This is a genomic window from Occallatibacter riparius, assembly GCF_025264625.1.
Lineage (GTDB): Bacteria > Acidobacteriota > Terriglobia > Terriglobales > Acidobacteriaceae > Telmatobacter > Telmatobacter riparius.
Window position 1 is genome coordinate 4170256 of record NZ_CP093313.1, and the last position, 21675, is coordinate 4191930.

At 59.7% G+C, this 21675-nt stretch carries 18 protein-coding genes; 9 read left to right on the plus strand and 9 right to left on the minus strand.

Translation table 11 applies throughout. The annotated features are described in order from the left end of the window. Positions 1 to 18: 18 nt before the first annotated feature. The gene (locus tag MOP44_RS16940) at positions 19 to 771 is read left to right on the plus strand and encodes a hypothetical protein (protein ID WP_260791405.1); all 753 of its coding nucleotides are present in this window, start codon (positions 19 to 21) and stop codon (positions 769 to 771) included. 801 nt (positions 772 to 1572) lie between these two features. Here the strand turns inward: MOP44_RS16940 and serA are convergent. From serA to MOP44_RS16960, 4 genes are all read right to left on the minus strand, one after another. After that, positions 1573 to 3402: a phosphoglycerate dehydrogenase gene (gene serA, locus MOP44_RS16945; protein WP_390905442.1), complete on the minus strand. Its 1830-nt coding sequence runs from the start codon at positions 3400 to 3402 to the stop codon at positions 1573 to 1575. Between the two features lie 130 nt (positions 3403 to 3532). Further along, complete coding sequence (locus tag MOP44_RS16950) at positions 3533 to 4708, minus strand: pyridoxal-phosphate-dependent aminotransferase family protein (RefSeq protein ID WP_260791406.1); 1176 nt, start codon at positions 4706 to 4708, stop codon at positions 3533 to 3535. 358 nt (positions 4709 to 5066) lie between these two features. Then, positions 5067 to 6092, minus strand: a complete 1026-nt coding sequence (locus MOP44_RS27880; RefSeq protein ID WP_313901013.1) for a FecR family protein — start codon at positions 6090 to 6092, stop codon at positions 5067 to 5069. A 139-nt stretch (positions 6093 to 6231) separates the two neighbouring features. Further along, complete coding sequence (locus MOP44_RS16960; protein ID WP_260791407.1) at positions 6232 to 8319, minus strand: PP2C family protein-serine/threonine phosphatase; 2088 nt, start codon at positions 8317 to 8319, stop codon at positions 6232 to 6234. Between the two features lie 185 nt (positions 8320 to 8504). Here MOP44_RS16960 and MOP44_RS16965 point away from each other — a divergent pair, with 185 nt between their 5' ends. Continuing rightward, a complete protein-coding gene (locus MOP44_RS16965; RefSeq protein ID WP_260791408.1) occupies positions 8505 to 8984 on the plus strand; it encodes a GatB/YqeY domain-containing protein in 480 nt (159 codons plus the stop codon). Between the two features lie 637 nt (positions 8985 to 9621). On the opposite strand, the gene MOP44_RS16970 is transcribed toward MOP44_RS16965, so the two are convergent. Both MOP44_RS16970 and MOP44_RS16975 read right to left on the minus strand, forming a co-directional pair. Next, complete coding sequence (locus tag MOP44_RS16970; protein WP_260791409.1) at positions 9622 to 10455, minus strand: NmrA family NAD(P)-binding protein; 834 nt, start codon at positions 10453 to 10455, stop codon at positions 9622 to 9624. Positions 10456 to 10858: 403 nt separating this feature from the next. Continuing rightward, complete coding sequence (locus tag MOP44_RS16975; RefSeq protein ID WP_260791410.1) at positions 10859 to 12157, minus strand: Gfo/Idh/MocA family protein; 1299 nt, start codon at positions 12155 to 12157, stop codon at positions 10859 to 10861. A 281-nt stretch (positions 12158 to 12438) separates the two neighbouring features. Between MOP44_RS16975 and MOP44_RS16980 the strand changes: the two genes are divergently transcribed. Genes MOP44_RS16980 through MOP44_RS16990 form a run of 3 tightly spaced genes read left to right on the plus strand, consistent with a single transcriptional unit; the run spans position 12439 to position 15983 of the window. Beyond that, a complete protein-coding gene (locus MOP44_RS16980; RefSeq protein WP_260791412.1) occupies positions 12439 to 13605 on the plus strand; it encodes an acyltransferase family protein in 1167 nt (388 codons plus the stop codon). A gap of 18 nt (positions 13606 to 13623) precedes the next feature. Continuing rightward, positions 13624 to 15228 carry an alpha/beta hydrolase gene (locus MOP44_RS16985; protein WP_260791414.1) on the plus strand — a complete coding sequence of 535 codons (1605 nt, stop codon included), beginning with the start codon at positions 13624 to 13626 and terminating at the stop codon, positions 15226 to 15228. A gap of 20 nt (positions 15229 to 15248) precedes the next feature. Then, a complete protein-coding gene (locus MOP44_RS16990; protein ID WP_260791415.1) occupies positions 15249 to 15983 on the plus strand; it encodes an alpha/beta fold hydrolase in 735 nt (244 codons plus the stop codon). Here MOP44_RS16990 and MOP44_RS16995 read toward each other — a convergent pair. From MOP44_RS16995 to MOP44_RS17005, 3 genes are read right to left on the minus strand one after another with little or no spacing between them, the layout of a single operon-like run. Then, positions 15980 to 16744 (minus strand): sugar transferase, encoded by a 765-nt coding sequence (locus MOP44_RS16995; protein WP_260791416.1) that lies wholly within the window; start codon positions 16742 to 16744, stop codon positions 15980 to 15982. The genes MOP44_RS16990 and MOP44_RS16995 overlap by 4 nt on opposite strands. Positions 16745 to 16792: 48 nt before the next feature. Then, entirely contained in the window at positions 16793 to 17092 is a 300-nt protein-coding gene (locus tag MOP44_RS17000; RefSeq protein WP_260791417.1) for a c-type cytochrome, read from the minus strand. Beyond that, positions 17089 to 18141, minus strand: coding sequence for a hypothetical protein (locus tag MOP44_RS17005; protein WP_260791418.1), 1053 nt, complete (start codon positions 18139 to 18141; stop codon positions 17089 to 17091). Before MOP44_RS17005 ends, MOP44_RS17000 begins: the two co-directional genes overlap by 4 nt. A gap of 247 nt (positions 18142 to 18388) precedes the next feature. On the opposite strand from MOP44_RS17005, the gene MOP44_RS17010 reads away from it, so the two are divergent. From MOP44_RS17010 to MOP44_RS17025, 4 genes are all read left to right on the plus strand, one after another. Then, positions 18389 to 18769: a cupredoxin domain-containing protein gene (locus tag MOP44_RS17010; RefSeq protein ID WP_260791419.1), complete on the plus strand. Its 381-nt coding sequence runs from the start codon at positions 18389 to 18391 to the stop codon at positions 18767 to 18769. A 93-nt stretch (positions 18770 to 18862) separates the two neighbouring features. Next, the gene (locus MOP44_RS17015; protein WP_260791420.1) at positions 18863 to 19240 is read left to right on the plus strand and encodes a c-type cytochrome; all 378 of its coding nucleotides are present in this window, start codon (positions 18863 to 18865) and stop codon (positions 19238 to 19240) included. Between the two features lie 11 nt (positions 19241 to 19251). After that, positions 19252 to 20583 carry a nucleotidyltransferase family protein gene (locus tag MOP44_RS17020; protein WP_260791422.1) on the plus strand — a complete coding sequence of 444 codons (1332 nt, stop codon included), beginning with the start codon at positions 19252 to 19254 and terminating at the stop codon, positions 20581 to 20583. Positions 20584 to 20932: 349 nt separating this feature from the next. Next, positions 20933 to 21670 carry a response regulator transcription factor gene (locus MOP44_RS17025; RefSeq protein WP_260791424.1) on the plus strand — a complete coding sequence of 246 codons (738 nt, stop codon included), beginning with the start codon at positions 20933 to 20935 and terminating at the stop codon, positions 21668 to 21670. The last annotated feature ends 5 nt before the right edge of the window (positions 21671 to 21675 follow it).

The window sequence follows — 21675 nt, forward strand, 5'->3', positions numbered from 1 at the left end:
CTTGGTGGGCTGAGGCCGATGTTTGCGGACGGCGACGAAGTCGATTCCGACAGGTTGCACGTAAGAGCCAACTGGTGGTTTTCCGCGCCTGGGGGCTACATCAAGAGCGATCTAAATGAAGGCGGAGACCAGATCGATCTGCATCGTGATCTCGGGTTCGGATCCTATTCGACCTTTTCGGGCAATCTGGACTGGAGGTTCGCCCGCAAGCACCATCTGCTTCTGCTGGTAAGCCCGGTCAACAGCACTAGGAAGACCACCCTCAATCGCCAGATCGACTGGCAGGGCGAAACGTACGATGCGGGAGTCACCGTGGACACCGATATCCACTCATTCCTCTATGCGCCCGGCTATCAATGGGACATCTTCCGCAGAAGCCAGTGGTATCTGGCGCTGGTCGCCCAGTTCAATATTCTCGACACCAGCGCGACCATCACAGGCACGGCTACAGTGAACGGGCAAAGCGCTGAGAGAACCTCCAAGGGCTCTGTAATTGCGCCGATCCCTGCAGTAGGTCCGCGCGTGAAGTTCTTCCCGATTCCGGGTTCGAGGAAGTTTGACTTGGATGGTGGAATCCAGGGAATGTATCTGTTCGGCTATGGCGATTTCTGGGCGGGCAGGGCCACGGCGGACTACGCATTCGCTCGGCATTGGTATGTCAGCGGCGGCTATCAGTTGGGAACCCGCCTTAGCGTTCATGGCAGCGACAACCAGATCGGCCTCCGCCTCACGCAGAAGGGCCCCGTCGCCGGCATCATGGCTTCGTTCTGATTTCGGCTTTACTCCCGCGCCCGGCGCTGTAGAGGGTTTGCAGCACCGGGCGTGTTTTTTGTTTCGAGGAGCATTCGCAACCGAGATCCTGGCCCGCCGTCCGATGTCACCCCTTCCAGCGTCCACGTTCCCGCCTCGTCAGCCCTCCTGCCACGACTATTCGTATCAGGGGCCGCCTTCAGGCAGCCCGAATGCCAAAGAGACGATTAGGGGGCTTTACGGGCTGCGGAAAAACTCCACCAAGGCCACTGTTTTGAAGGGGCACGAATTTATTCGTGCCGTTAAGTCCCGCAAATCTGTCCGGCTCAAGCCGCTGGGGGATGTTTTTGCGATGTCGGTAAGGGCAAAAATGAGTTTTTCCGCAGCCTCTTTAGCCCCCGCTGCTGGAAACTCCCGTCGACTGTGGCGTTGTATCGGACGGAGAGCCTCACCGACAACTGAACGCTGGACCCGTGACAGCCATCACATACCGGGACTGCCGAAGTCGCTATTCTTCATCAAGGGCTGCGCTCGATTCACAGAGCGCGGCCCTTTGAGATATCAGCAGGGGGTTACTAGAAAATTAGCTACCCCTCCCCCTGTTTTTACTTCTCCTTATATTCGCTTTTTGAGGGCTATTTTCAAGGCAAACTATTGAAGTAAAAAGCTTAGACGACCTATGGAATCTTATATATATTTTGGTTCCAAATTGGGAATCGAATTCAAAAGGTTACGTTGCAGTAAACAGGCGAACGCGGCGGCTTCGTCGCTCCAGATGCCCGCAGACCTGTAGTTCGCAGGCATCTGGCACTCAAACGCCCCCTAGCTCTTCCCTTCAGGCAGCGTGACCAGTTTGGCTTCGAGCAGCGCCTCGATTTTCGTCAGCGCCTGCAGCACATCCTGCGAGACCGGCGCGTCAACCTGCACCACGGCCAGCGCCTTCACCGGCTGAACGCCGGATCGATCGCGGCCGAGTGCGAAGTTGGCGATGTTCACGCCATGTTCGCCCAGGATCGTTCCGATCTTGCCGATCACGCCTGGAACGTCCAGGTTGCGGCACACCAGCAGATTGCCTTCAAGCGGAGCTTCAACGTCGATGCCGTCGAACTCGAGCAACCGCGGCTGTTCCCCATGAATTACCGTCGCCGTCGCGTGGCTCGCGCCACCGGCCGAGTGCAGCTCCACCGCAAGCAAATTCGCCGCTCCGCCGCGATGCCCATCCTGCTTCTCCTCGTGCACGCGAATGCCGCGCTCCTCCGCGATCGCAGCAGCGTTGATCAGGTTCACGTTCTCTGAGCCTGCGAGCAGTCCGGCAATCGCCGAGTTACGAACAAGCTCCGTCTTCGCATCGGTGAGCAGCCCGCCGTAGAAAAGTTGAGCCGACTCGATTCCGCCCTTTCCAGTCTGTGCCAGAAACGACCCCAGCCGTCCCGCAAGATCGATGTAGGGCGAAAGCTGCACATATTCTTCGTGGCTGAGGGAAGGCAGGTTCACGGCGTTCTGCACCACGCCAAGCTTCAGGTACTCACGCACCTGGCGCGCGATCTGGATGCCGACTGCTTCCTGCGCCTCGCCGGTGGAGCCAGCGATATGCGGCGTCAGGATCACATTGTCGAGACCGGTGTAAGCCGAGTTCTTCAGCGGCTCCTCGCGGAACACGTCGAGCGCGGCGCCGGCTACATGCCCGGACTTGAGGGCTTCGACAAGCGCAGCATCGTCAATCAGTTCGCCTCGCGCGCAGTTAATGATGCGCACGCCCTTCTTCATCGCGGCAAGGGTCTTGGCGTTGATGATGTCCGCAGTCTGCGGCGTCAGTCCCACGTGCAGCGTGAGGTACTCGCAGCCTGCGAAGAGCTCATCGATCGTGACCAGCCGGATCCCGTTCTCGCGCGCAACCGCAGCCGAGACGAACGGATCGCTGCCAATAATCTCGAGACCGAATCCGCGGGCACGCCGCGCGACCTCAAGCCCGATGCGGCCGAGGCCGAGGATGCCGAGAGTCTTACCGCGCAGCTCCGAGCCTTGCAGGGACTTCTTTTCCCACTTGCCCGCGTGCATGGTGCCGTTCGCCGCGGGCACCTTGCGGGCCAGCGCGAGCATGAGACCGATGGTGAGTTCGGCAACGGCGACGGCGTTGGCTCCGGGCGTGTTCATCACCACGATGCCGCGGCGCGTGGCGGCTTCGGCGTCGATGTTGTCGACACCCACACCGGCGCGGCCGATCACGCGAAGCTTCGGCGCCTTCTCCATAAGCGCATCGTCCACCTGCACGGCCGAGCGGACGACGAGTGCGTCGGCATCGGCGAGCGCGGCGGGCAATCCGTCGGGCAGCTTGTCGTGGGTGAGAACTTCCCAGCCGGGCTCGGCCGCAAACACCGCCAGCGTGGCCGGCGACACTTTTTCCGCGAGGACAATCTTCATCGCTTCTCCCTTTTCCGCTGCGGCGGGAGCGTACTCGTCAAAGCGAACGCCCTCCTTCTCGCACAGCAGGTCGAACATGCGAATGACAGCAGCGTGGGGCTTGCCCTCGCCGCGCTCATACTTCCAAATGGAGTTGGGGTGCACGCCCAGCTTCTCGGCCATCTGGTACTGGTAGAGGTCGAGCTTCTTGCGGGCGATGACAAGTTTTTCGCCGAAGGTGAGATCTGCCATATTGAGTTCTCAGTTCACAGTTCGTAGTTCGCCGTTAAAGGACAGTCGTTAGTTCACAGTTCACAGTGACAGACCCCGCGAACAGCCGCTGAGGTGGGAATGCTTAGAACTGTGAACTACGAACTGTGAACTACTTGGAAGCTGCTTCCGCGTAAACCTTCTGCGCCGCGGCTACCGCTTGTCCCCATTCGACTGGCAGCTTCAACGTGTCCTTGGCGATGTGCTCCATGGCACCGAGGAACGCGATGGTGTCGAGATAATCGAAGAAGCCCAGGTGCGCGACGCGGAAGATCTTGCCCTTCATCTCCCCCTGGCCGTTGGCGATGACCGAAGCGAAGCGCGTCTTGAGAGCTTTGACGACGTCGCTAGAGTCCATGCCTTCAGGAACGGCAACAGCTGTGGCCGCAGCAGAGGGAGACGTGGGCGCGAACAGCGTGAAGCCGAGTGCGGTGAGACCAGCCCGAGTGGCCGCGGCGTTCACGATTGCGTTGTTCACGAGCGCGATGCGGCCCTGTTCGAGGTTGCCGTTGGCCTGTCCAGCGATGTAGTCGAGCGCAGCGCCGAGCCCGGCCACCAGCGCAACCGCTGGCGTGTAAGCCGTCTCGCCCTTCACCTGGTTCTTGCGTTCCTTGCGGAGATCGAAATAATAGCGCGGGTTCTTCGACTTCTCCATAGCAGCCCAGGCCTTCTCGCTCACCGAAAGGTAGGCGAGGCCCGGCGGAATCATGACCGCCTTCTGCGATCCGCCGATGAGCACGTCGATGCCCCAGCCGTCCACGTCGAAATGCGTGGTACCCAGCCCGGTAATACCGTCCACAACGAGCAGCGCCTCGGGTGCGACTTCCTTGATGAGCTTGGCCACGCCCTGAACGTCGTGGTTCACGGCGGTGGAGGTCTCGCTGGCCTGCATAAGCACGGCCTTGATCTCGGGCGTGAGCGCCTTCTTCACGTCGGCAAGGTCGAAGGTCTGGCCGTAGGGGGCGCTGAGGACGACAGGCTCGCATCCGTATGCCTTGGCGAGATCGCGCCAGCGTTCGCCGAATTTTCCGGCGGTAAGTACCAGGACCTTTTCGCCTGGCGACGTGAGGTTGGCGACGGCGGCTTCCATCGCGCCTGTCCCGGAGGAGGAGAGCAACAGGACATCGTTCTGGGTGCCGACAAAGACCTTGAGCTGCGCGAGGACTCTCTGGAAGAGGGCGCGGAACTCAGGGGTGCGGTGGTGCATGTCGGCGGCAGCCATCGCGAACTGAGCGGCGGGAAGCAGGGGGGTGGGTCCGGGAGTAAAAAGGCGCGTTTTGCGGATCATGGGCTCTCCTTAGCGGTTGGAGGAGATCACAACCGAACAATCACAGTATACACACGAATGTGATTTATGTGATCGATTGGGCGAGAGAATTTAGAACTGTTCGATCAACTGGGGGAGGGGGGTACCCTCAGGGATTCAGGTTAGGGGAGGGGGCGGGGGTGGGGGAGGCCCGGCGCTCGCCCTTGATCGCTGACGGGCGATTGGTGAAGAGGCGAAATGGGGTGGCAGACGGCATCGGGAGTTCGATTGTGGACCAGATAGGAGAGGCGGGGATGTGCCGGCGATCACAGAAGCAGGTGGAGCAATGCGGGAGCGCGGGTTCGAAGAACCCGCGCTCCCGGTTGATGAAAAATGGCGTTTACCGGTGGGCGCTGCCGTGGAATCCACCGCCGCCCATTCCGCCGTGAAATCCGGCGCCTGGCGTACCGCCGTGGAAGCCTCCTGGCATGCCGCCATGGAAGCCGGCAGAAGGCCGGGGTGCGGCGAAGCTATGGACGGTACCTCCGTGCGGTCCGCTGCCTACCACGAAGCGGTGGCCGTGGTAGGGGTGGCCATAGTAGCCCCACCCGCCGCCATACCATCCACCTCCCCAGCCTCCGCCCCAGCCCCAGCCGAGGGGATAGAAGCCCCAGCCGAACGGGCTGAAGAACGGGCCGGCGCCGATGAAGGTGTAGCCGTAGCCATACGGATTCCAGTACCAGCCGGGGGCGTAGCCTTCGGCGTAGTAGGGGGCCATCTCATTATTGGCCTCTGCGAGATACTGCGAACGCAGGCGACTCCAGTTGTAGAGGTCGTCCTTGTCGCGGTTCTCCTCGATCCCGGTGGTCTTGAGAGTGGCGAGGTCGGACTGCAGTGCAGCTTGATGGTTTCCTTTGACGCTTTTGGTCTTGCCGCCAGCGAGTTCCACGTCCGCCTTGCCGTTGAAGACCATGACTTGGGGCGAAGCGGCGTCGAATTCGTAATAGCCGGTTTTGGCGAGCCGGGTGGTGACGCCGTTGTCGACCACCTGTAGATTGTTCTGCTTGTAGAGTTGGTCGACTTCGATGCCGGCCCGGCCCTTCTCGATCTCTACCTGGGTATTCAAAAGGTCAGCGGAGACGAGCTTCACAGAGCTGTTGTCCGCGACGCGCAGGAAGACTCCGGGCGTGAGCAGGATTTCCGCTTTGCCCGTGCCGGTGGTGAGTTCCTGGCCGGCTTCAAGATTGACGGAGCCGATCTGGTTGGGCGCGATGGTTTGCCCGTCGATGGAAGCCGAGCCTTCAACGTAGTTCACCGTGCCCGGCCGCGCCGGCTGGGCGGGTCTGGATTCGACATTGAAGGCAAAGGCCGGCAGCCCGGCCAGCGCGAAACCAAGTAGCGGAATCGATATAGATTTAAGTTTCATGGCCCTGTATAAACCTCACTCCTTTAGATGGAACAAGAGGCGAAAAGTTCCAGGGCACCTGCGGTGCGGCCACTGCGGCTTCGCCGCCATTCGCGGCTAGGCGAGAAGGGTGGCACCGGCGCGGGCGGCGACAGGTCCCTTATTGCTCGGTGTGTATTCCGGCCAGTGTGGGCTGTTCGGTCCGCTCAGCCACGGTAACTCTCGTCACGGAGATCACGCTGATGTCGTCCTCCTGGCCGAAGGTCTGGGCGGCGTCGGCGATTTTCTCGGCTGTGGGCTGGGTGCGGACCAGTTCGAGCACGCGATCGAAACCGAAGAGCTTGCCCTGCAGGTCAGTGGCTTCGGGCACGCCATCGGAGACGAGCAGCAGGCGGTCGCTGGGGGATAGCTGGAACTTGAGCATCGAGGACTCGAGATTTTCGACGAGTCCTAGAGGAAGGGAGCCTTCGATCTCGACGGGGACTCCATTGAGATAGGGCGGCAGGTGACCGGCGTTAGCGAGAACTACCGCGCCATCTCGGCGGATCCGAAGGGCGAGGCAGGTGGCGCGGGCGTCCCCGCGGCCGAGCAGGCGGCGGTTCAACGCTGCCAGGATCGCAGCCGGCTCGGGATCGAGTTCCGCTGTGCTGCGGATGGCGCCGACGAGGAGAGCGACCAGCATGCCTGCTTTAAGGCCTTTGCCCGCCACGTCGCCGGCGACGATGAGCAGGCTGTCATCGGAGGCGTGGGGAATGATCTGGAAGAAGTCGCCGCCTACCTCGAGAGCGGGGCGGTACTCGCTTTCAATTTCGAACCCGTGAAGCACAATGCGATGCTCGGGCAGGATGACCTGCTGCACCTCCTGCGCCTGCTTCACATCGAGAGCCAGCTGACGCTGCCGCCGCACCGAGAGCAGCACGCGCCGGATCAGGAGGATGAAGATGACGGCGATCAGCAGCAAGTGAGCGATCATGCCGAGGCTGACCTGCATTCCGAACGGGAACCAGTGGGTCCGGACATGCAGAATGGCAAGCTCAAGCTGGAAGCGCGCGATGCCGACGAGCAGGAGCGCGGGCAGGGCGAGCCAGCCATCGCTTTTCTGCTGCTGAATGCCGCGGACAGCGAGGAACACAAGCAGCATAAGGAAGAGAAGGCGTATGTATACGGTGGCGGAGTGAAAGGCCCCACCGACAGAGGCTGGAATCGCGGTGAAGAACAGGTCACGCCCGAGCGCCTCGGAGAGAGCGTAGAGCAGGGTCAGGGCGGCGATGGCGCGAGGCATCCACGCGGGCTGGCGCAGGCGGAACCAGGTCCACCATACGATGGCCCATCCACCGAGGATGAGCGGATCGAAGATAACGTGATGAGCCACGAGTCCAAGGGTGCCGCTGACCAGTTGGGTCCAGGAGGTCAGGCATTGCTCCGCGTCCGCCATCGCCATCACCAGGAAGACCGCGGCCAGCCAGCGGTACGTGACGTCCCTGGGGTCGAACAGGACGAGGCTGGAGGCCATGACGGCTAGCAGGAGATACAGTGCGGCGAGGATTGGCAGCGAGCCGTAACTGCGCACGAGTTCGAGCCACGCGAGCTGGTAGCGTGCGCCGACCGCGTTGTAATCGCCTAGCAGGGGAGGCGAGTGCATGCCGCCCGCATCGGGATCCTCGCGCAGCGTGACCGGCATCATCCAGACGCGAAAGGCCAGCACGCGGGTGCCCGCGTCTGCGTCGTTTGCGGCGGGAAGCGCGAATATCCTGGGCTGCGCGTTGTAGACGATGGGATCACGGCCGCCGCCCGGAAAGCTTCCGAAGCTGCCAAGCAGAGTGCCGTTAGCGAAGACCTGGTAGACATCGTCGACGCCTTCGGGGCCGGAGAGCGCAAGGCGTTCTCCGGGGTGCGCGTTGACCTGGACGCGGATGCGATACCACGCGTAGCCCCAGTAGCCCTTGTGGCCCTTAGCAGTCCAGCCTGGCACGTAACCGGAAAGCCCGGCCATGGGATCGAAGGAGCCGGCCTTGGGCTTCAGATCGACCGTTTCCCATTGAGAGTCGTCGAAGGCGGGCTCGGCCCACAGCGGATTGCCGGTTTTGGGATCAACGGGTGAGTCGCCGACGGTGAACTTCCACGGGCCGTAGAGCGGCACAGCCGCCTGGCCGAGAATGATTTGGAGTGGCTCAGGAGTTTGCGCGCTGGGGAGCGCGGACACCAGTAGAAACAGACAGGGAAGAAGGACACGGCGAATCGTTCCCATGTTTTGACCTCGGGGAGCTGCGACGTGAGCCGGTTGGGAACACTATAGAAGCAACTGCGGATTTTGAATACGAAGAAAGATCTGTAGACCCGGCGTTAGGGATCCAGGCGCTTCACGGCATTTACACTTGGGGTGTTGCGGAGAGTCGTTGGCCGCGAGCGAATTCGATTGGATAGAGAACGAAGATGACGGAAGCAGCAGGACTGGAAGTAGTGGTTACGCAGCACATGGTTGCGGCGATGAAGGCCAAGGACGCCGATCGCACCGGGACGCTGCGGCTGATCAAGACAGCGCTGAAGAACAAGCTGATCGAAAAGCGCAGCGCGCTGACGCCGGCGGAGGAACAGCAGACGCTGGCCACGATGGTCAAGCAGCGGCGCGACTCGATTGAGATGTTCACGAAGGGGAACCGTCCCGAGCTGGCTGCCAAGGAAGCGGCGGAGATCACGGTCATTGAAGAGTACATGCCCAAGTCGCTGGACGAGGCGGGGCTGCGCGCGCTGGTGGATCAGGCCATTGCCGAGCAGACTGCGGAGGCAGGGCAGAAGCCGACTCCGAAGGAGATGGGGCTGGTGATGAAACGCGTGCAGGTGAAGATCCAGGCAACCGGGGCGCGTGCCGAAGGGCGCGTGGTGAGCGAGATCATCAAGGCTGCGCTAGCCTAGCAGATATCTATTACTCAAATGATAAACTGCTGCTAACGCTACGACTGCCTACGGATTTTCATATGTGATTTTTCATATATGCTCAAGCTGCTTACTGTGAGCATGATACAAGAAAAAAGGCGAAGAATGGGAGAAGTAAAAACAGGGGGAGGGGTAGCTAATTTTCTAGTAAACCCATTTCCTTTCTAGTAACTCCCCTTCCGTTCGTCGTTTGCCTAAGGACGGAGCCCAGGCACACCACGACTCACGTGAACAGAGTAGGCGATCTGGATTGCTGAGTCTGTGATGGTGATCACGGGTGAGGGGTCGACCGGATCACTGGCAGGGGTGGTCTTCGCGTAGACGATTCTGTCGGACAGGATGTAATTCGATCATCGCTCCCGGAAAGAGCCCTCTTTGGCGAACCAGCCTAAAGCCGATTCAATGCAGGGTCAATGGCCAGTCATGCAGGCACGAATATCCACTGGTCGCGATGAAAGCGCGAGGAGCGGGGCGCAACTCTGAGTGAGTAGTGCCAACCCCGGGGCCATGAGTGCGCCAACGGCCCGTGGCTGCGTTCGTGCCTGCTACTAAAGAAGGTAGAGAAATATTTGAACCGTGTTTTGAAATGGGCCGTTGATTCAGCCTTGGCCGACGATTAGCTCTCAAGAAATTCAGATGCATGATTGATCGCCCACTGTTCAAAAGAACGGGGTGCTTGCCCAGTCAGGTGAGTCACGGTAGACACAACCCTCGAGTCGTCGAATTCGCCTTTTGCATAAAATCGAAAGATTGCATCCGCAAACTCTTCGGAACTCTGTCTGAGTAGATCTGCAAAGGCTTCGTTGTCGGGCACAAACTGAGCGTGGAGTTTCCTGCCTATTGCTCGTCCAAGAATCTCCAATTGTTCTGCGGGCAGCATGGCGATCGGCCCACTCAGCTCGTACGTTTTGTTCCGCTGTCTCCCGGTCGTGAGGACAACGGCGGCTGCGGCAGCTATGTCGTAAGGATCGATCAACGCGATCGGAATATTCGGAAAGTGAACCCGCACGGGTCTGCTTGCCCGAATATCGGATCGCCAGCGCAAAGCATTCGACATAAAGCTGCTCGGACGAAGAATTGTCCAAGGAATCCCGGATGACATCACGGCGTCTTCAGAAGTCATCCACATCTTCACAATCGCGTTTGAGGATTGCCCGCCGATAATCGAGCGTGAAGACAACAAGACAACATGCTGAACTTTCGCTATGCGAAGCCGGTTGAGGACGGCGGGCATATCGCTGTATCCGCCCAACAGAAATACGCGAGTCACGCCAATTAGCGCGTTGCTGATGCTCGCGGGTTGACTGAGATCTCCGACGGCGCATTCAATGCCACCCGGTACTGCTGAGTTTTCTTTTCTGACGAGGGCGCGAACAGGCGCTCCTGCGGCGTGAAGATTCCTTATCAATTCACTTCCGACGTTGCCGGTCGCTCCTGTTACGAGGATCATTTTTTATCTCTCTGTTGCGGCTGCTTTCAGTATGGAAGAGTTTCACACGCGCACAGATGCTACATGTGTTCTTCATATTAGCGGTAACCCGATCCTTTTTGAAGGTAGGTCGTTATCCCGTGGTTGTGACTCATGCTTTGACGCGGCCACCGTTCGCAGGCCTAGTGAGCGCAGCGGTCTACCCGATCTCTGTCGCAGTTCATGTTGATGAGAGATGTAATGGAGACGGTCTCAAACTGTCTGTGAGTGCATTGGCGATTTACCAGTTATCCAGCTTGGACGAATTTACTACAGTCGGTATTCTTCGCAAAACGGGTCGGCCAGGAGTGGGCGCCCGGCTATAGAGGAGTTCATAGAGATTGAGGGAAACGAGCAAGCCACGAACCGGGATCAAAAGCCAGCCCTAAGCTTCAGGATGGGCATAAGGCGCTCGATATTCCTGGCGCAACAGTGCATTTGCCTCGGAATCTCCGATCACGAGCTGCTTCACAGGATCCCACGCCAGGCTTCGACCCAGTTTCATCGAATTGTTCGCCAAGATGCATGACGCGGTTGAAATGTAGCCCTGCTCGATGTCTGAGACAGGATGGCTACGCGAGTCGATCGAGGCAAGAAAGTTTTGCATATGGTGCCGGATGGCGGGCGCGACGTGTTTCTCGAGTTCCTTTTCAGTCTTATCTTCTGGGTATTGTTCCAATTCGTAGGTGACGTCTTTATGAACAGGCTGTCCACCGCCGAAGGGAATAAAGTCATATCCCATCACGCTTACCTTTAGCGTTCCTTTGTCACCGTAGAATGTAGCGCCCCATGGATACTTCGGATCTGCGGCCTCGCCCCAACTGCGGTGCTGCCACACGACTCGAAGATCCTGGAAATCGAAGGTGGCTGTCTGGGTATCGGAAATGTTGGCCTTGCTCTTCGTATCGACAAAGATGCCACCGGTGGAATCGATCTTCGTCGGCCAGCCCAAGTTGAGCATCCACCGCGTCATGTCAAGCATGTGGACACACATGTCACCCACAATGCCGTTCCCATACTCCATAAATGCGCGCCAGCCGCGGGGATGAACCAGGCTGTTATAAGGGCGCATTGGAGCAGGACCAGTCCAGGCATCGTAATCCAGATTCGGCGGCGGCGCGGTATCCGGCGGATTTGCCGTCGTGCGCATGTGGTAGTAGCAGTAGATCTCGACAAGCGCAATCTTTCCGAGCTTATCCTCGTCAATGAAGCGCTCTTTTGCCTCGACCAGGTGAGGCGTGCTACGGCGTTGCAAACCAACTTGGACGACGCGATTGTGTTGGCGGGCAGCGGCCAGCATGGCCTTGCCTTCGAGAACATCGTGGCTAATCGGTTTCTGAACATAGATGTCCATGCCGGACTTTGCGGCTTCAATCATGTTCAGCGCATGCCAGTGGTCGGGCGTTGCAATCAGCACCAGGTCTAGATCTTTCTCGGCAAGCATCTTTCGATAGTCCGAGTAGGTGCGAGGCCTCTTCCTGGATCGCTGCCGTGCCGCGGACATGTCGGCAGCGTTCGAGAGCATCTGCGAATCGACGTCGCATAAAGAGACGATCTCGACCGGCGATATCTGCACCAAGCGGAACAGATCGGATTTTCCGTACCATCCACAGCCGATCAAACCGACCCGTCGGCGTTTGTCGCGATCGTACTCTTGTGCAGGCGCGAGGGTGACCGCAGCCAACCCGAGGGCAGTGGTGTGGAGGAATTCACGTCGGTTCATAGGGAAGTTGGCAAAGCGGAATCAGTATATTCCTTCTTATCGTTGCGCCTGAATGGGCACGTGGCTGGGAGGATCAGTTTGGCTCAGAGCCCGAGTAACATTGGCGAACGAATGAAGCGATGCCGTGAGAGCGCAAGTGCAGTTGCTGTTGACCAGAAGAGGTCAGCGCGCGGCGGACGTTAGCGCTTTTGACGCGGCTTCCGTGCCATGATGAAAGCACATTCTTAGAGGCATCCTCTCCCTTGCAAAAAGCTGCTCCTCGCTATCACGGGCTCGACACGCTGCGCAGTGTCGCGATTCTGGCTGTTATTGGCTATCACCTGCTGGCATTTCACGGGGACACCGTGCCCGACTGGGCGGTTCCGATGCTGCGCCTAGGGTGGATGGGCGTCGATCTGTTCTTCGTGCTCAGCGGATACCTGATTGCATCGCAACTGCTGCGCAGGTACGCGGCGGGTTCGCGGCCAGGGTTGTGGGAGTTTTATCGGAACAGGCTGTATCGCGTGCTGCCCGCGTTCTTCGTGGTGCTGGGGCTGTACCTCGTGGCGCCGTGGTTCCGGGAGGCGGCGACGAGTGCACCGGCGTGGCAGTATGCGACGTTCACGTTCAACCTGCTGGCGGAGCATCCGGCAGGAAAGAACTTTTCGCACGCGTGGTCGCTGTGCGTGGAGGAGCACTTCTACTTGCTCTTCCCGCTGATTGTGTGGGCGGCGATGCGGAGACCGTCGTCGCGTCGCGGCGTGGCGCTGATAGCGGCGTTTGTGCTGGCGGGATTGGCAGTGCGAGGGTGGGTCTTATTCCATGTTCTGCGCCCGCTGGCGGATCAGGATGGGTTCGGCAACGCGTTCATGCGCCACATCTACTATCCGACGTATAGCCGACTGGACGGGCTGTTGGCGGGAGTTTCGCTGGCGATGGTGAGGACGTTTCGGCCCGAGTGGTGGTCGCTGATGGCGCGGCGCGGGCACATGCTCTTGCTGCTGGGCGTGGCGATTACGGGCGGAGCGGTGCTGTTGTTCGACGGGCATTTTCCGGCGGAGACGGGCACATCTGTGGTCAGCGTGCTGTTTGGGTTTCCGCTGGTGGCGCTGGGGCTGGCATGCCTGGTGGCTTCGGCTTTGAGCACGAATGGATGGCTGCGGCTGAGGGTTCCGGGCGCGCAGATATGCGCCACGCTGGCGTATTGTCTCTACCTGACGCAAAAGCAGATGCTGCACCTTACAGACGCGTGGTTTCCGCGGCTGGGAAGCGTGCTTTGGCTAGTGGTGTACATGACGCTGTGTTTTGCGGTGGCAGGGGTGCTGCACCTGTGCGTGGAGCGGCCGTTCTTAAAGCTGCGCGATCGCCGTAGGAACTTGGGGGCCGCGAGCGATATAAAGGTTGACACCAGCGTTCCCCTGAATTCCTGATTCTGCGGAGAAACCAGCATGCAGTTTGAGAGCGTGAGTGAATCTCGCTTGTCGTTTGTCGTTTGCTTTATCGCGGCTTTTGTGGGATGTGCACCGTTGCTGCAGGCGCAGACTGAGCCTGCCGCGCCGCATACGTTCTTCCGAGTAAAGGCGGCGGAGACGCTGACCGCTCCAGTGAGCGGCCGCCTGCTGCTGTTCCTCAAGCCCGGCTCCGGCGACAAGGAAGTCAGCATCGATGAGTTTCATCCCACCGCGACCTATGTAGCGGCTCAGGAGATTCATGACCTGGAGCCGGGCGAGGAGGTGGAGGTGAATGCCGACCAGCTTGCGTTTCCGAAGGCGTTCTCTGAACTGAACGGAGGGCTCTATGAGGTGCAGGCAGTGCTCGACACAGATCACAACTACAACTATGCGGGGCGCGCGCCGGAGGACTGGATCAGCAATGTGATGGCTCTGGCAGGGTGGAAGCCGGGCAGCACAGCGGAGCCGGAGCTGGTGTTGGACCATCATCCCGAGGAGGATGCGCAGCGGAAGGCGGCCTACGAGAAGCTGAAGGGGACGGCGACTGCAGATGTGGCGCGGCTGGAGGAGTTCGAGAGCCCGGCGCTGACGCGGTTCTGGGGGCGGCCGACGAAGGTAAGGGCCTGGGTGATTCTGCCTCCCGATTATGTGAAGAGCGGCGGGAAATATCCGACTGTGTATTGGACGCATGGGTTCGGCGGGGAGATTGACAGCGCGCTGGTGAGCGGGTTGCGGATCTACGAGCGAATGAAGGCAGGGAAGATGCCGCCCATGATCTGGGTGATGCTGGACGAGAGTTGTCCGCAGGGAACGCACGAGTTTGCCGATAGCGTGAATGATGGGCCGTGGGGCACAGCGCTGACGGCGGAGTTTATTCCGTGGCTTGAGAAGAAGTACCGCATGGATGCGCGGCGCGATGGGCGATTTGTGCAGGGGCACTCGAGCGGCGGATGGGCGTCGCTGCAACTGGAGGTTAACTATCCGAAGGTGTTTGGCGGGACGTGGTCGACATCGCCGGACCCGAGTGACTTCCACGATTTCACGGGAATTGATCTCTATGCAGATCACGCGAACGTGTATCACAGGCCGGATGGCAGCGCGTATCCGATCATGCGCGACAAGGGGCAGGTGCTGGCGACGGCGGAGCAGTTTACGCGGCTGGAGCAGGTGCTGGGGCCTTACGGCGGGCAAATGACGTCGTTCGACTGGGTGTTCTCGCCGAAGAGCGTGAGCGGCGCTCCGGAGGCGATGTTCGACCGCGTGACAGGCGATGTGGATCCGAAAGTGGTTGCGTACTGGCAGGAGCATTGGGATCTAGCCCATGTGGTCTCGACGCATTGGGCGGATCGCGGTGCGGACTTGAAGGGGCGGATTCACGTGTATGTGGGCACGGCTGACACGTTCTATCTGGATGGCGCGGCGCACAAGTTCGACGCGGTGCTCAAGGGGCTGGGGGCGGATGCGCACTTCACGTATATTCCCGACCGAACGCATTTCGATTTGTATGGAGTGGGCGATGACCGGCAGGGTCTGTTCGATGAGATCGGGCAGCAGATGTGGGATGTGGCGCGGCCGGGGAAAAGCTGGAAGAACAGGCAGTAGGGAATAGGGAGTAGGAAGACGTGGCGACGTTCGTGTTGATCCATGGGGCGTGGCACGGGGGATGGTGCTGGCGCAAGGTGGTTCCGCTGCTGGAGAGCCGGGGGCATACGGTGGTGGCGCCCGATCTGCCGAGTCATGGAGATGATCCTGCTTCACCGGTGACGGTGACGCTGGCGAGCTATGCTGAGCGGATCTGCGAAGTCGTCGCTGCGCAGAAGGAACCGGTGATTCTGTTGGCGCACAGCATGGCCGGGGTCGTGATTACGCAGGCGGCGGAGATTTGCGCGGAGCGCGTAAGGGCACTGGTGTATCTGACCGCGTTTCTACCGCGCAATGGCGAGTCGCTGATGACGTGGTCCGAGCAGGATCCGGGGAGCCTGCTGAACGGGAACATTGTGCGAGCGATGGACGGGGCGGTGAATTTTCGCCCGGAGGCCGCTCATGCGGCGTTCTATGCGAACTGCACAGCGGAGGATGAGGCTTTCGCTGTCTCGCGCCTGATGCCGCAAGGAGTGGGTCCTTTCGCGGACACGGTCACGACTACGCCGGAGCGATGGGGAGGCATCCCGCGGTACTACATTGAATGCGTCCGGGACAGGGCGATCAATTTGCCGCTTCAGCAGGCAATGCACAGCGCCTCGCCATGCCGGAAGGTCTTCTCGATCGACACGGATCATTCGCCGTTTTTCTCCGCGCCGGAAGAGCTGGTGCGGATTCTGCTGGAGATTGAAGAGGACTCGGAGCTCGGAAGCTAGGCGAAGTCGCTGGTGCAGATTGGCTCAGAGTCTGCCTGGCGACGAGATGCGAACGTTTGTTGAATGGGAAAGCTCGGCGCGTGCCAGCGACCGAGAGCCGTTAATGCAAGAAGGCGCAGGTCAGAGGACATGGTAGCCTGCGCCATGTAAGCCGAATCAAGTTGATGCTTGGCGGGCTGCACGTAGTCGCGGTAGTACTGCGGGAGTATCTCTGCGGGGATTTGCGCGAGGAGAAACTCTTCGCGTGCGAAGGCGAGTGTCGCGGCGCCAGTGATGCCAGGGCGGCAGAGGAATGCGCCCGTGTGCAGTTCGGCGATCTTGGGGCGAGGGCCGACGAGGCTCATGTCTCCGCGGAGCACGTTGATGAACTGTGGCAGTTCGTCGAGCTTGAGCCTGCGGAGGATGAAACCGAGAGGCGTGATGCGTTCCGATGCTGTGCACGCGAGGCCATGGTGCACAGATGCGTCCGGCTCGATCATGGTTCTGAATTTGAGGATGGTGAACGGCTCTCCGCGAGCGCCGATGCGTGTCTGGCGAAAGATCGCTGGGCCGGGCGACGATAAACGCACTGCGGCCGCGAGGATCAGCAGCAGAGGCAAGAGGATGGGAGAGGCCGCGCAGACAAGGGCTGCATCGAAGACGCGCTTGGCGGGGGAAAGAGACCAGGCGCTCATCTGCATGGTCTCGGCGAGGGCGTGGCCGTCTGACGGCGTTCTGGGCAGCGAGAGTGAAATGGCGTCAGGTTGTGTGAGGGCGCTCAAGTTTTCTTTCCATCCCGCGGATCTTTCGTGCAGCCGCGTTGATTTGTGCTACGGGTTCATGAACTGCAGCAACGCCTTCTCGTCCTGAGCACTCAAAGAGGCGCGTACGCGCATGTGGCGGAGGATGGTTCCCGAAACCGAGGGAGGGAAGCTCTGAGGCGCGTCGTGACAGCGCGCGCAGTTCTGGCGGAAGACGCGCTGGCCGCGGGATTCTTCCTGCTTCGGCATTGATTGCGTGTTTCCCGTGCGAGCGGTTTCGGATTTGGGCGATGGCCCTTTTTGCGCGATGAGCGGCAACAAAGCTGATAGGACGAAGGCAGCGGTAATGACGTGAGGGCGTCGATTCATTTGCTTCTCCATGTGGGGAAGAGGAATCTGTAGATGATTCCGGTTTGCCAGATGTTGCGATTGCCTGCCGATGAGAATTGGCGCGAGTAACTGGTGTTGATTCGGACTTCGTGGGGAAGGTGGTAGTCGAGCCCGAAGTCGGGTTGCTGCGTGTCGTGGGCGGGGAGGCCGTCGTTGGGATCTGGCGAACTGCGGAAGGTCTGCTGCATACGGAAGAGGGGTTCGAAGCCGGCGAGCAAGTTATGGTCGCCGCCGAAACGATGGAGACGATAGCCGGCTTCGACCCAGTAGCCGCGCGCGTGTTCGCCGGTTGCGAATTCCGAGCGAAGGCGGAAGGAAGAGTCGGCGGGCTCCCACCAGAGGTGAACGCCGGAGAAGTTTTCGTGCTTGTCCTGGAGGAGGCGGTTGTAGGAAGCGCCGATTTCAAGATGAGCCGCGGGAAGGTAGACGCTGGCGCGGCCGCCTGACGAGCGCTGCGCGTTGAACTGCTCGTTGGTGCTGGCAGCGGAGAAGTACGCAGCGTAGTCGAGATTGAAGTGTGCATTCGAAGCGGCTGAGCCACGAAGCATTCCGCCGACGCTGTGGGCGGTTTGCATGGTGCCGAGGCTGTAGATGAGTGGCGCGCTCTCGAAGTTGCTGATCCAGATGGGCGTGAGGCGTTCGTTGTAGGTCGCGAAAGGCGTGAGGAACTGGCCCGCGACGACAGTGAGATGCCGGTTGGCGGTGATGTCGGCCTGGAGGTAATCGAGGCCGAGGAAGGCATCGTGGTCGTATCCCTTGCCGCTTTTAGGGAAGAAGGCCTGCAGAATCGTGGCCCGGCTTTCGACGAAGACATGGCTGCCGATGGGTGCGCCCAGCACGGGCGAGACGACCGGAAGGTAAGTAGTGTTGCCGCCATTTGTGCTGGTGACAAAGCCGGCGCCACCGGAGATGAGTGGAACTTCCTGCCCGCGCACCGTCTGCACTGAGATAAGAGCGAGCGCGCACGCGAGGAGGTAGAGGCCCCTGGCGATTCGTTGATTGCGAACATCCTGGAGGAACGATGACATGGGTTCAGGGTCGCGCGGAATGTGCGTACAGGTGTCAGGAGGCGGTCTTGTGAATGTAAGCGGATTGTCACTTCGCTCTTCGCCGACGAGATGCGAATTGCCGCGCATCTCCTGCCGAATCAGCGGCGACAATGTCATGACAATCGGCTGACAGACACATGACACGCACCCGCGGGACGCGAACTAAGTTGAGTACACGATCAACGCTATGAACAGCGCACTTGCCTGTTCGAACCGTGGGAGATACATGAAGAAGCTATCAATCATTTTTGTTATCACTGCGACTTTCGTGGTTCAGGGAATTCGCGTTCAATCGGAGCCGGTTGCGGCGAGCGCATCGGTTGCGACCAGCGCACGCCGCGTGGAGGTAACCGCGAAGCGATACGCTTTCGATCCGGCGGTGATCACGCTCAAGAAGGGAGAGCCGGTCGTGCTGGTTCTGAAGAGCGTGGATGTGCAACACGGCCTGCGATTTCGCGAGCTCAATGTAGAAGTGAAGGTTCCGAAGGGAGGAACCGCGCAGGTTCAGTTCACTCCTGACAAGACGGGCGACTTTGTGGGGCATTGCTTCGTGTTCTGCGGTGAGGGCCACGGGACGATGGCTTTGACGTTGCACGTGGTCAGCTAGATGCGGCTCGCAATGTGGGTTGTACTGACGATTGGATGTATGTGGCTTGGGGGCTGCAAAGCTACGTCTCCGGGAGGAGTCGAGGCACGAACGATGTGGAGCGCGAAGCATCATGTGCTCGTCGGTAATAAGAAGCAGAAGAACCCGATCGCCACGACGCCGGAGAGCATTGCGGATGGCAAGGAAGCGTTCGGTCATTTTTGTGCCGCGTGCCATGGGCTCGATGGGCAGAACACGGGCGTGCCGTTTGCAAGCCGTATGTCGCCGCCGGTTCCGTTGTTGTCTTCGAAAGAGGTGCAGGCGTACACCGATGGACAACTGAAATGGGTGATCGATAACGGTATCTGGCCTTCCGGGATGCCGGGTTCCAAGGGGATTTTGAGTGACGACGAAATTTGGTCGATCGTCGTTTATCTGCGTCATTTGCCCCCGGCGGGAAGCCTGGGCGAACCAGAGATGTACAGCCACTGAGAAAGATGGATATGACGTCGAAGCTCAAACGCGGTTCCAGATCCGAACGGGTTGGCATGCTCAAGCGGGCGGTTGCCGCGGTCTTTGCGATGCCTGGTGATGAAGTGTCAGGAGCACTGAAGGGGTTCGGGGAAGACGAGTGGCAAGCTGCAATGTGGTGGCTCGACATCAGCGGCCTCGCACTGTATCTGCTGGACCTGCTGCACTCGACGGGCGCCATATTCACAGTACCTGAGTCTGTGCGTACGGCTCTGGAGGACAGGGCGGCGCGCAATCGGGCTCGCACGCGTGCATTGATGAAGGAAGCCTCTGCGCTCGCGGGCTGGTTCGATGCGTCGGGAGTGCGATACGCGCTGCTCAAGGGATTCTCGCTGACGCCGGACTCGGTTTCTGATCCGGCACTACGGTGGCAAACGGATCTCGATTTGCTGGTGGCGCGCAGTCACGCAAAAGCTGCGCAGCATTTCATCGCGCGACTGGGCTACACGCTGCACGAGGGCGAGGGGACCCCATCGCTTAGTTTCAAAGCAGGTGTAGCCGGCAAGCCGGACATAGCGAAGATCTATTCAGTGCACTCGCAGCGGACAATCGAGGTGCATATCGCAGACGATGATTCCCCGCTTCTTGGGCGGCGCGATGTGCGTTTCCTACCTGATCTACGTTGTTCGGTGCTTTCCGGCCCCGACATTCTTGTGAAGCAGGGGACGCATCTGCTGAAGCATCTTTGTGCTGAGTTCACCAAGCTTTCATGGGTCTTGGAATTTCGCAGGCACGTTGAAGCGCGCGAAGGAGACCTCGATTTCTGGAACGACGTGAAGGCGATTGCGTCGGGTACGCCGAACGCTGACCTGGGCCTGATGGTAGCGCTGTGGCTGTCAGAGACGATGTTCGGCCCCATGACGGCTAAGGCAATCAAGCACTGGGGAGGGGCCGGCTTGCCTGCTGGAGTGAGAGCCTGGTTGACGCTGTATGCGCAGCGGATGCTGTTTTCCGATGCGATCGCCAACAAGTATTACGCCCTCCTGCAGAAGCAAGTTGCGACTTCCCCTGCGGCTGCAAGGAGCATTCGCAGCATGTATTTTCCATTGCACGTACCGTGGCGGATCATGGAGCCTGCGCCGAACGAGACCGCGCGGGAGCGGCTGCAGCGCTACGTAGTTGAGGCAGGAAATATTTTCAGGCGTTTGCGGTTTCATGTTGTAGAAGGCGCCCGCATGGCTATCGAGTCTCTGCGACTGAGGAGAGCGGTGGCGGGCTTGGAATTGGGAGGAGCCACGGGCAGAGACGCGCGAAGCATGATCTTGTGCACCAGTTCTTCCGCTTTGGAAGTGCCGGAAGGTTGATGCTGATTGGTTTCACCGCTTGTCCGCGGAGTTGGGAACGTGAGCTCACCCTCAGTGTTTCAGCGATCCGGTTGATTGCCGGGAGCGTTCTTCAGTTGGGCGAATCGAGTGAACGGCCCGACCCCATTCTGATTCCCAGCCGTTCCTCGCGGTTTATCGCGCAGAAGTATCTTGAGTTGTACGAGATGTTGGCATGTCGCGGAGATTCGATTTCTGGTATGCTACGGCAACCCCAGGGCGAGCAGGCAATTTGCCGGTAAGAGCGGGTCCCCACGGCTAAATGTAACGGGAATGTCATTTTTGTTGGACTCGTAGATCCTCGCGGCGGTCTTCGAGGGAGAATGGATTCATGATCCGAGACGTGCAGGTCTATTCAAGCGAGGCAAGGCAAGCTTTCCCTTTGCAGGAACTCGGGACAATTCTGATTGTCGAAGACGATCCGCGCATGCAACGTGTGCTGCAGCGAATGTTTTCGGCCGAACAGTATGAAGTTGCAACTGCAGGAGATGGCCAAACTGCGCTGGCGCTGTTTCTGTCGCGCAAGCCGCTCGCAGTTGTGCTGGACCTGATACTTCCTCATATCTCGGGTCGCGAGCTGTGTCAGAAATTCAAGGTAGCGGCTCCGGAGACACCTGTCATCGTTGTCAGCGCAATTTCTGAAGTAGTGGACAAGGTGCTCCTTCTTGAGCTCGGCGCGGATGACTATGTTACGAAGCCTTTCAGCCCGCGCGAACTGATGGCGCGCGTTCAAGCAGCCATTCGCCGCCGCCGGCGCCCCGTGACGTCGACCACGTATCGCTTCGCGGACTGCGAAGTCGATTTCAAGAAGATGACGGTTTCGCGCGCAGGGCAGCCGGTGACGCTGACGTCTCACGAGTTCAAGCTTTTGAAGTTCTTTACTGATAATGCCGAGCGCGTGCTGAGCCGCGAAGAATTGCTTAACGAGGTGTGGGGATATAACTGTTACCCTACAACGCGAACCGTCGACAACCAGATGCTGAAGCTCCGGCAGAAACTGGAACCTGATCCAGCGAACCCGCGTCATCTGCTGACGATTTACGGAGCAGGGTACAAGTTCGTCCCTTAAACGAA

What these genes read in the sequence shown, in the direction of transcription:
- MOP44_RS16940 (WP_260791405.1), top strand. Translation starts at nt 19, where the DNA reads ATGTTTGCGGACGGCGACGAAGTCGATTCCGACAGGTTGCACGTAAGA.
- serA (WP_390905442.1), bottom strand. Translation starts at nt 3,402, where the DNA reads ATGGCAGATCTCACCTTCGGCGAAAAACTTGTCATCGCCCGCAAGAAG.
- MOP44_RS16950 (WP_260791406.1), bottom strand. Translation starts at nt 4,708, where the DNA reads ATGATCCGCAAAACGCGCCTTTTTACTCCCGGACCCACCCCCCTGCTT.
- MOP44_RS27880 (WP_313901013.1), bottom strand. Translation starts at nt 6,092, where the DNA reads ATGAAACTTAAATCTATATCGATTCCGCTACTTGGTTTCGCGCTGGCC.
- MOP44_RS16960 (WP_260791407.1), bottom strand. Translation starts at nt 8,319, where the DNA reads ATGGGAACGATTCGCCGTGTCCTTCTTCCCTGTCTGTTTCTACTGGTG.
- MOP44_RS16965 (WP_260791408.1), top strand. Translation starts at nt 8,505, where the DNA reads ATGACGGAAGCAGCAGGACTGGAAGTAGTGGTTACGCAGCACATGGTT.
- MOP44_RS16970 (WP_260791409.1), bottom strand. Translation starts at nt 10,455, where the DNA reads ATGATCCTCGTAACAGGAGCGACCGGCAACGTCGGAAGTGAATTGATA.
- MOP44_RS16985 (WP_260791414.1), top strand. Translation starts at nt 13,624, where the DNA reads ATGCAGTTTGAGAGCGTGAGTGAATCTCGCTTGTCGTTTGTCGTTTGC.
- MOP44_RS17000 (WP_260791417.1), bottom strand. Translation starts at nt 17,092, where the DNA reads ATGAATCGACGCCCTCACGTCATTACCGCTGCCTTCGTCCTATCAGCT.
- MOP44_RS17005 (WP_260791418.1), bottom strand. Translation starts at nt 18,141, where the DNA reads ATGTCATCGTTCCTCCAGGATGTTCGCAATCAACGAATCGCCAGGGGC.
- MOP44_RS17010 (WP_260791419.1), top strand. Translation starts at nt 18,389, where the DNA reads ATGAAGAAGCTATCAATCATTTTTGTTATCACTGCGACTTTCGTGGTT.
- MOP44_RS17015 (WP_260791420.1), top strand. Translation starts at nt 18,863, where the DNA reads ATGTGGAGCGCGAAGCATCATGTGCTCGTCGGTAATAAGAAGCAGAAG.
- MOP44_RS17020 (WP_260791422.1), top strand. Translation starts at nt 19,252, where the DNA reads ATGACGTCGAAGCTCAAACGCGGTTCCAGATCCGAACGGGTTGGCATG.
- MOP44_RS17025 (WP_260791424.1), top strand. Translation starts at nt 20,933, where the DNA reads ATGATCCGAGACGTGCAGGTCTATTCAAGCGAGGCAAGGCAAGCTTTC.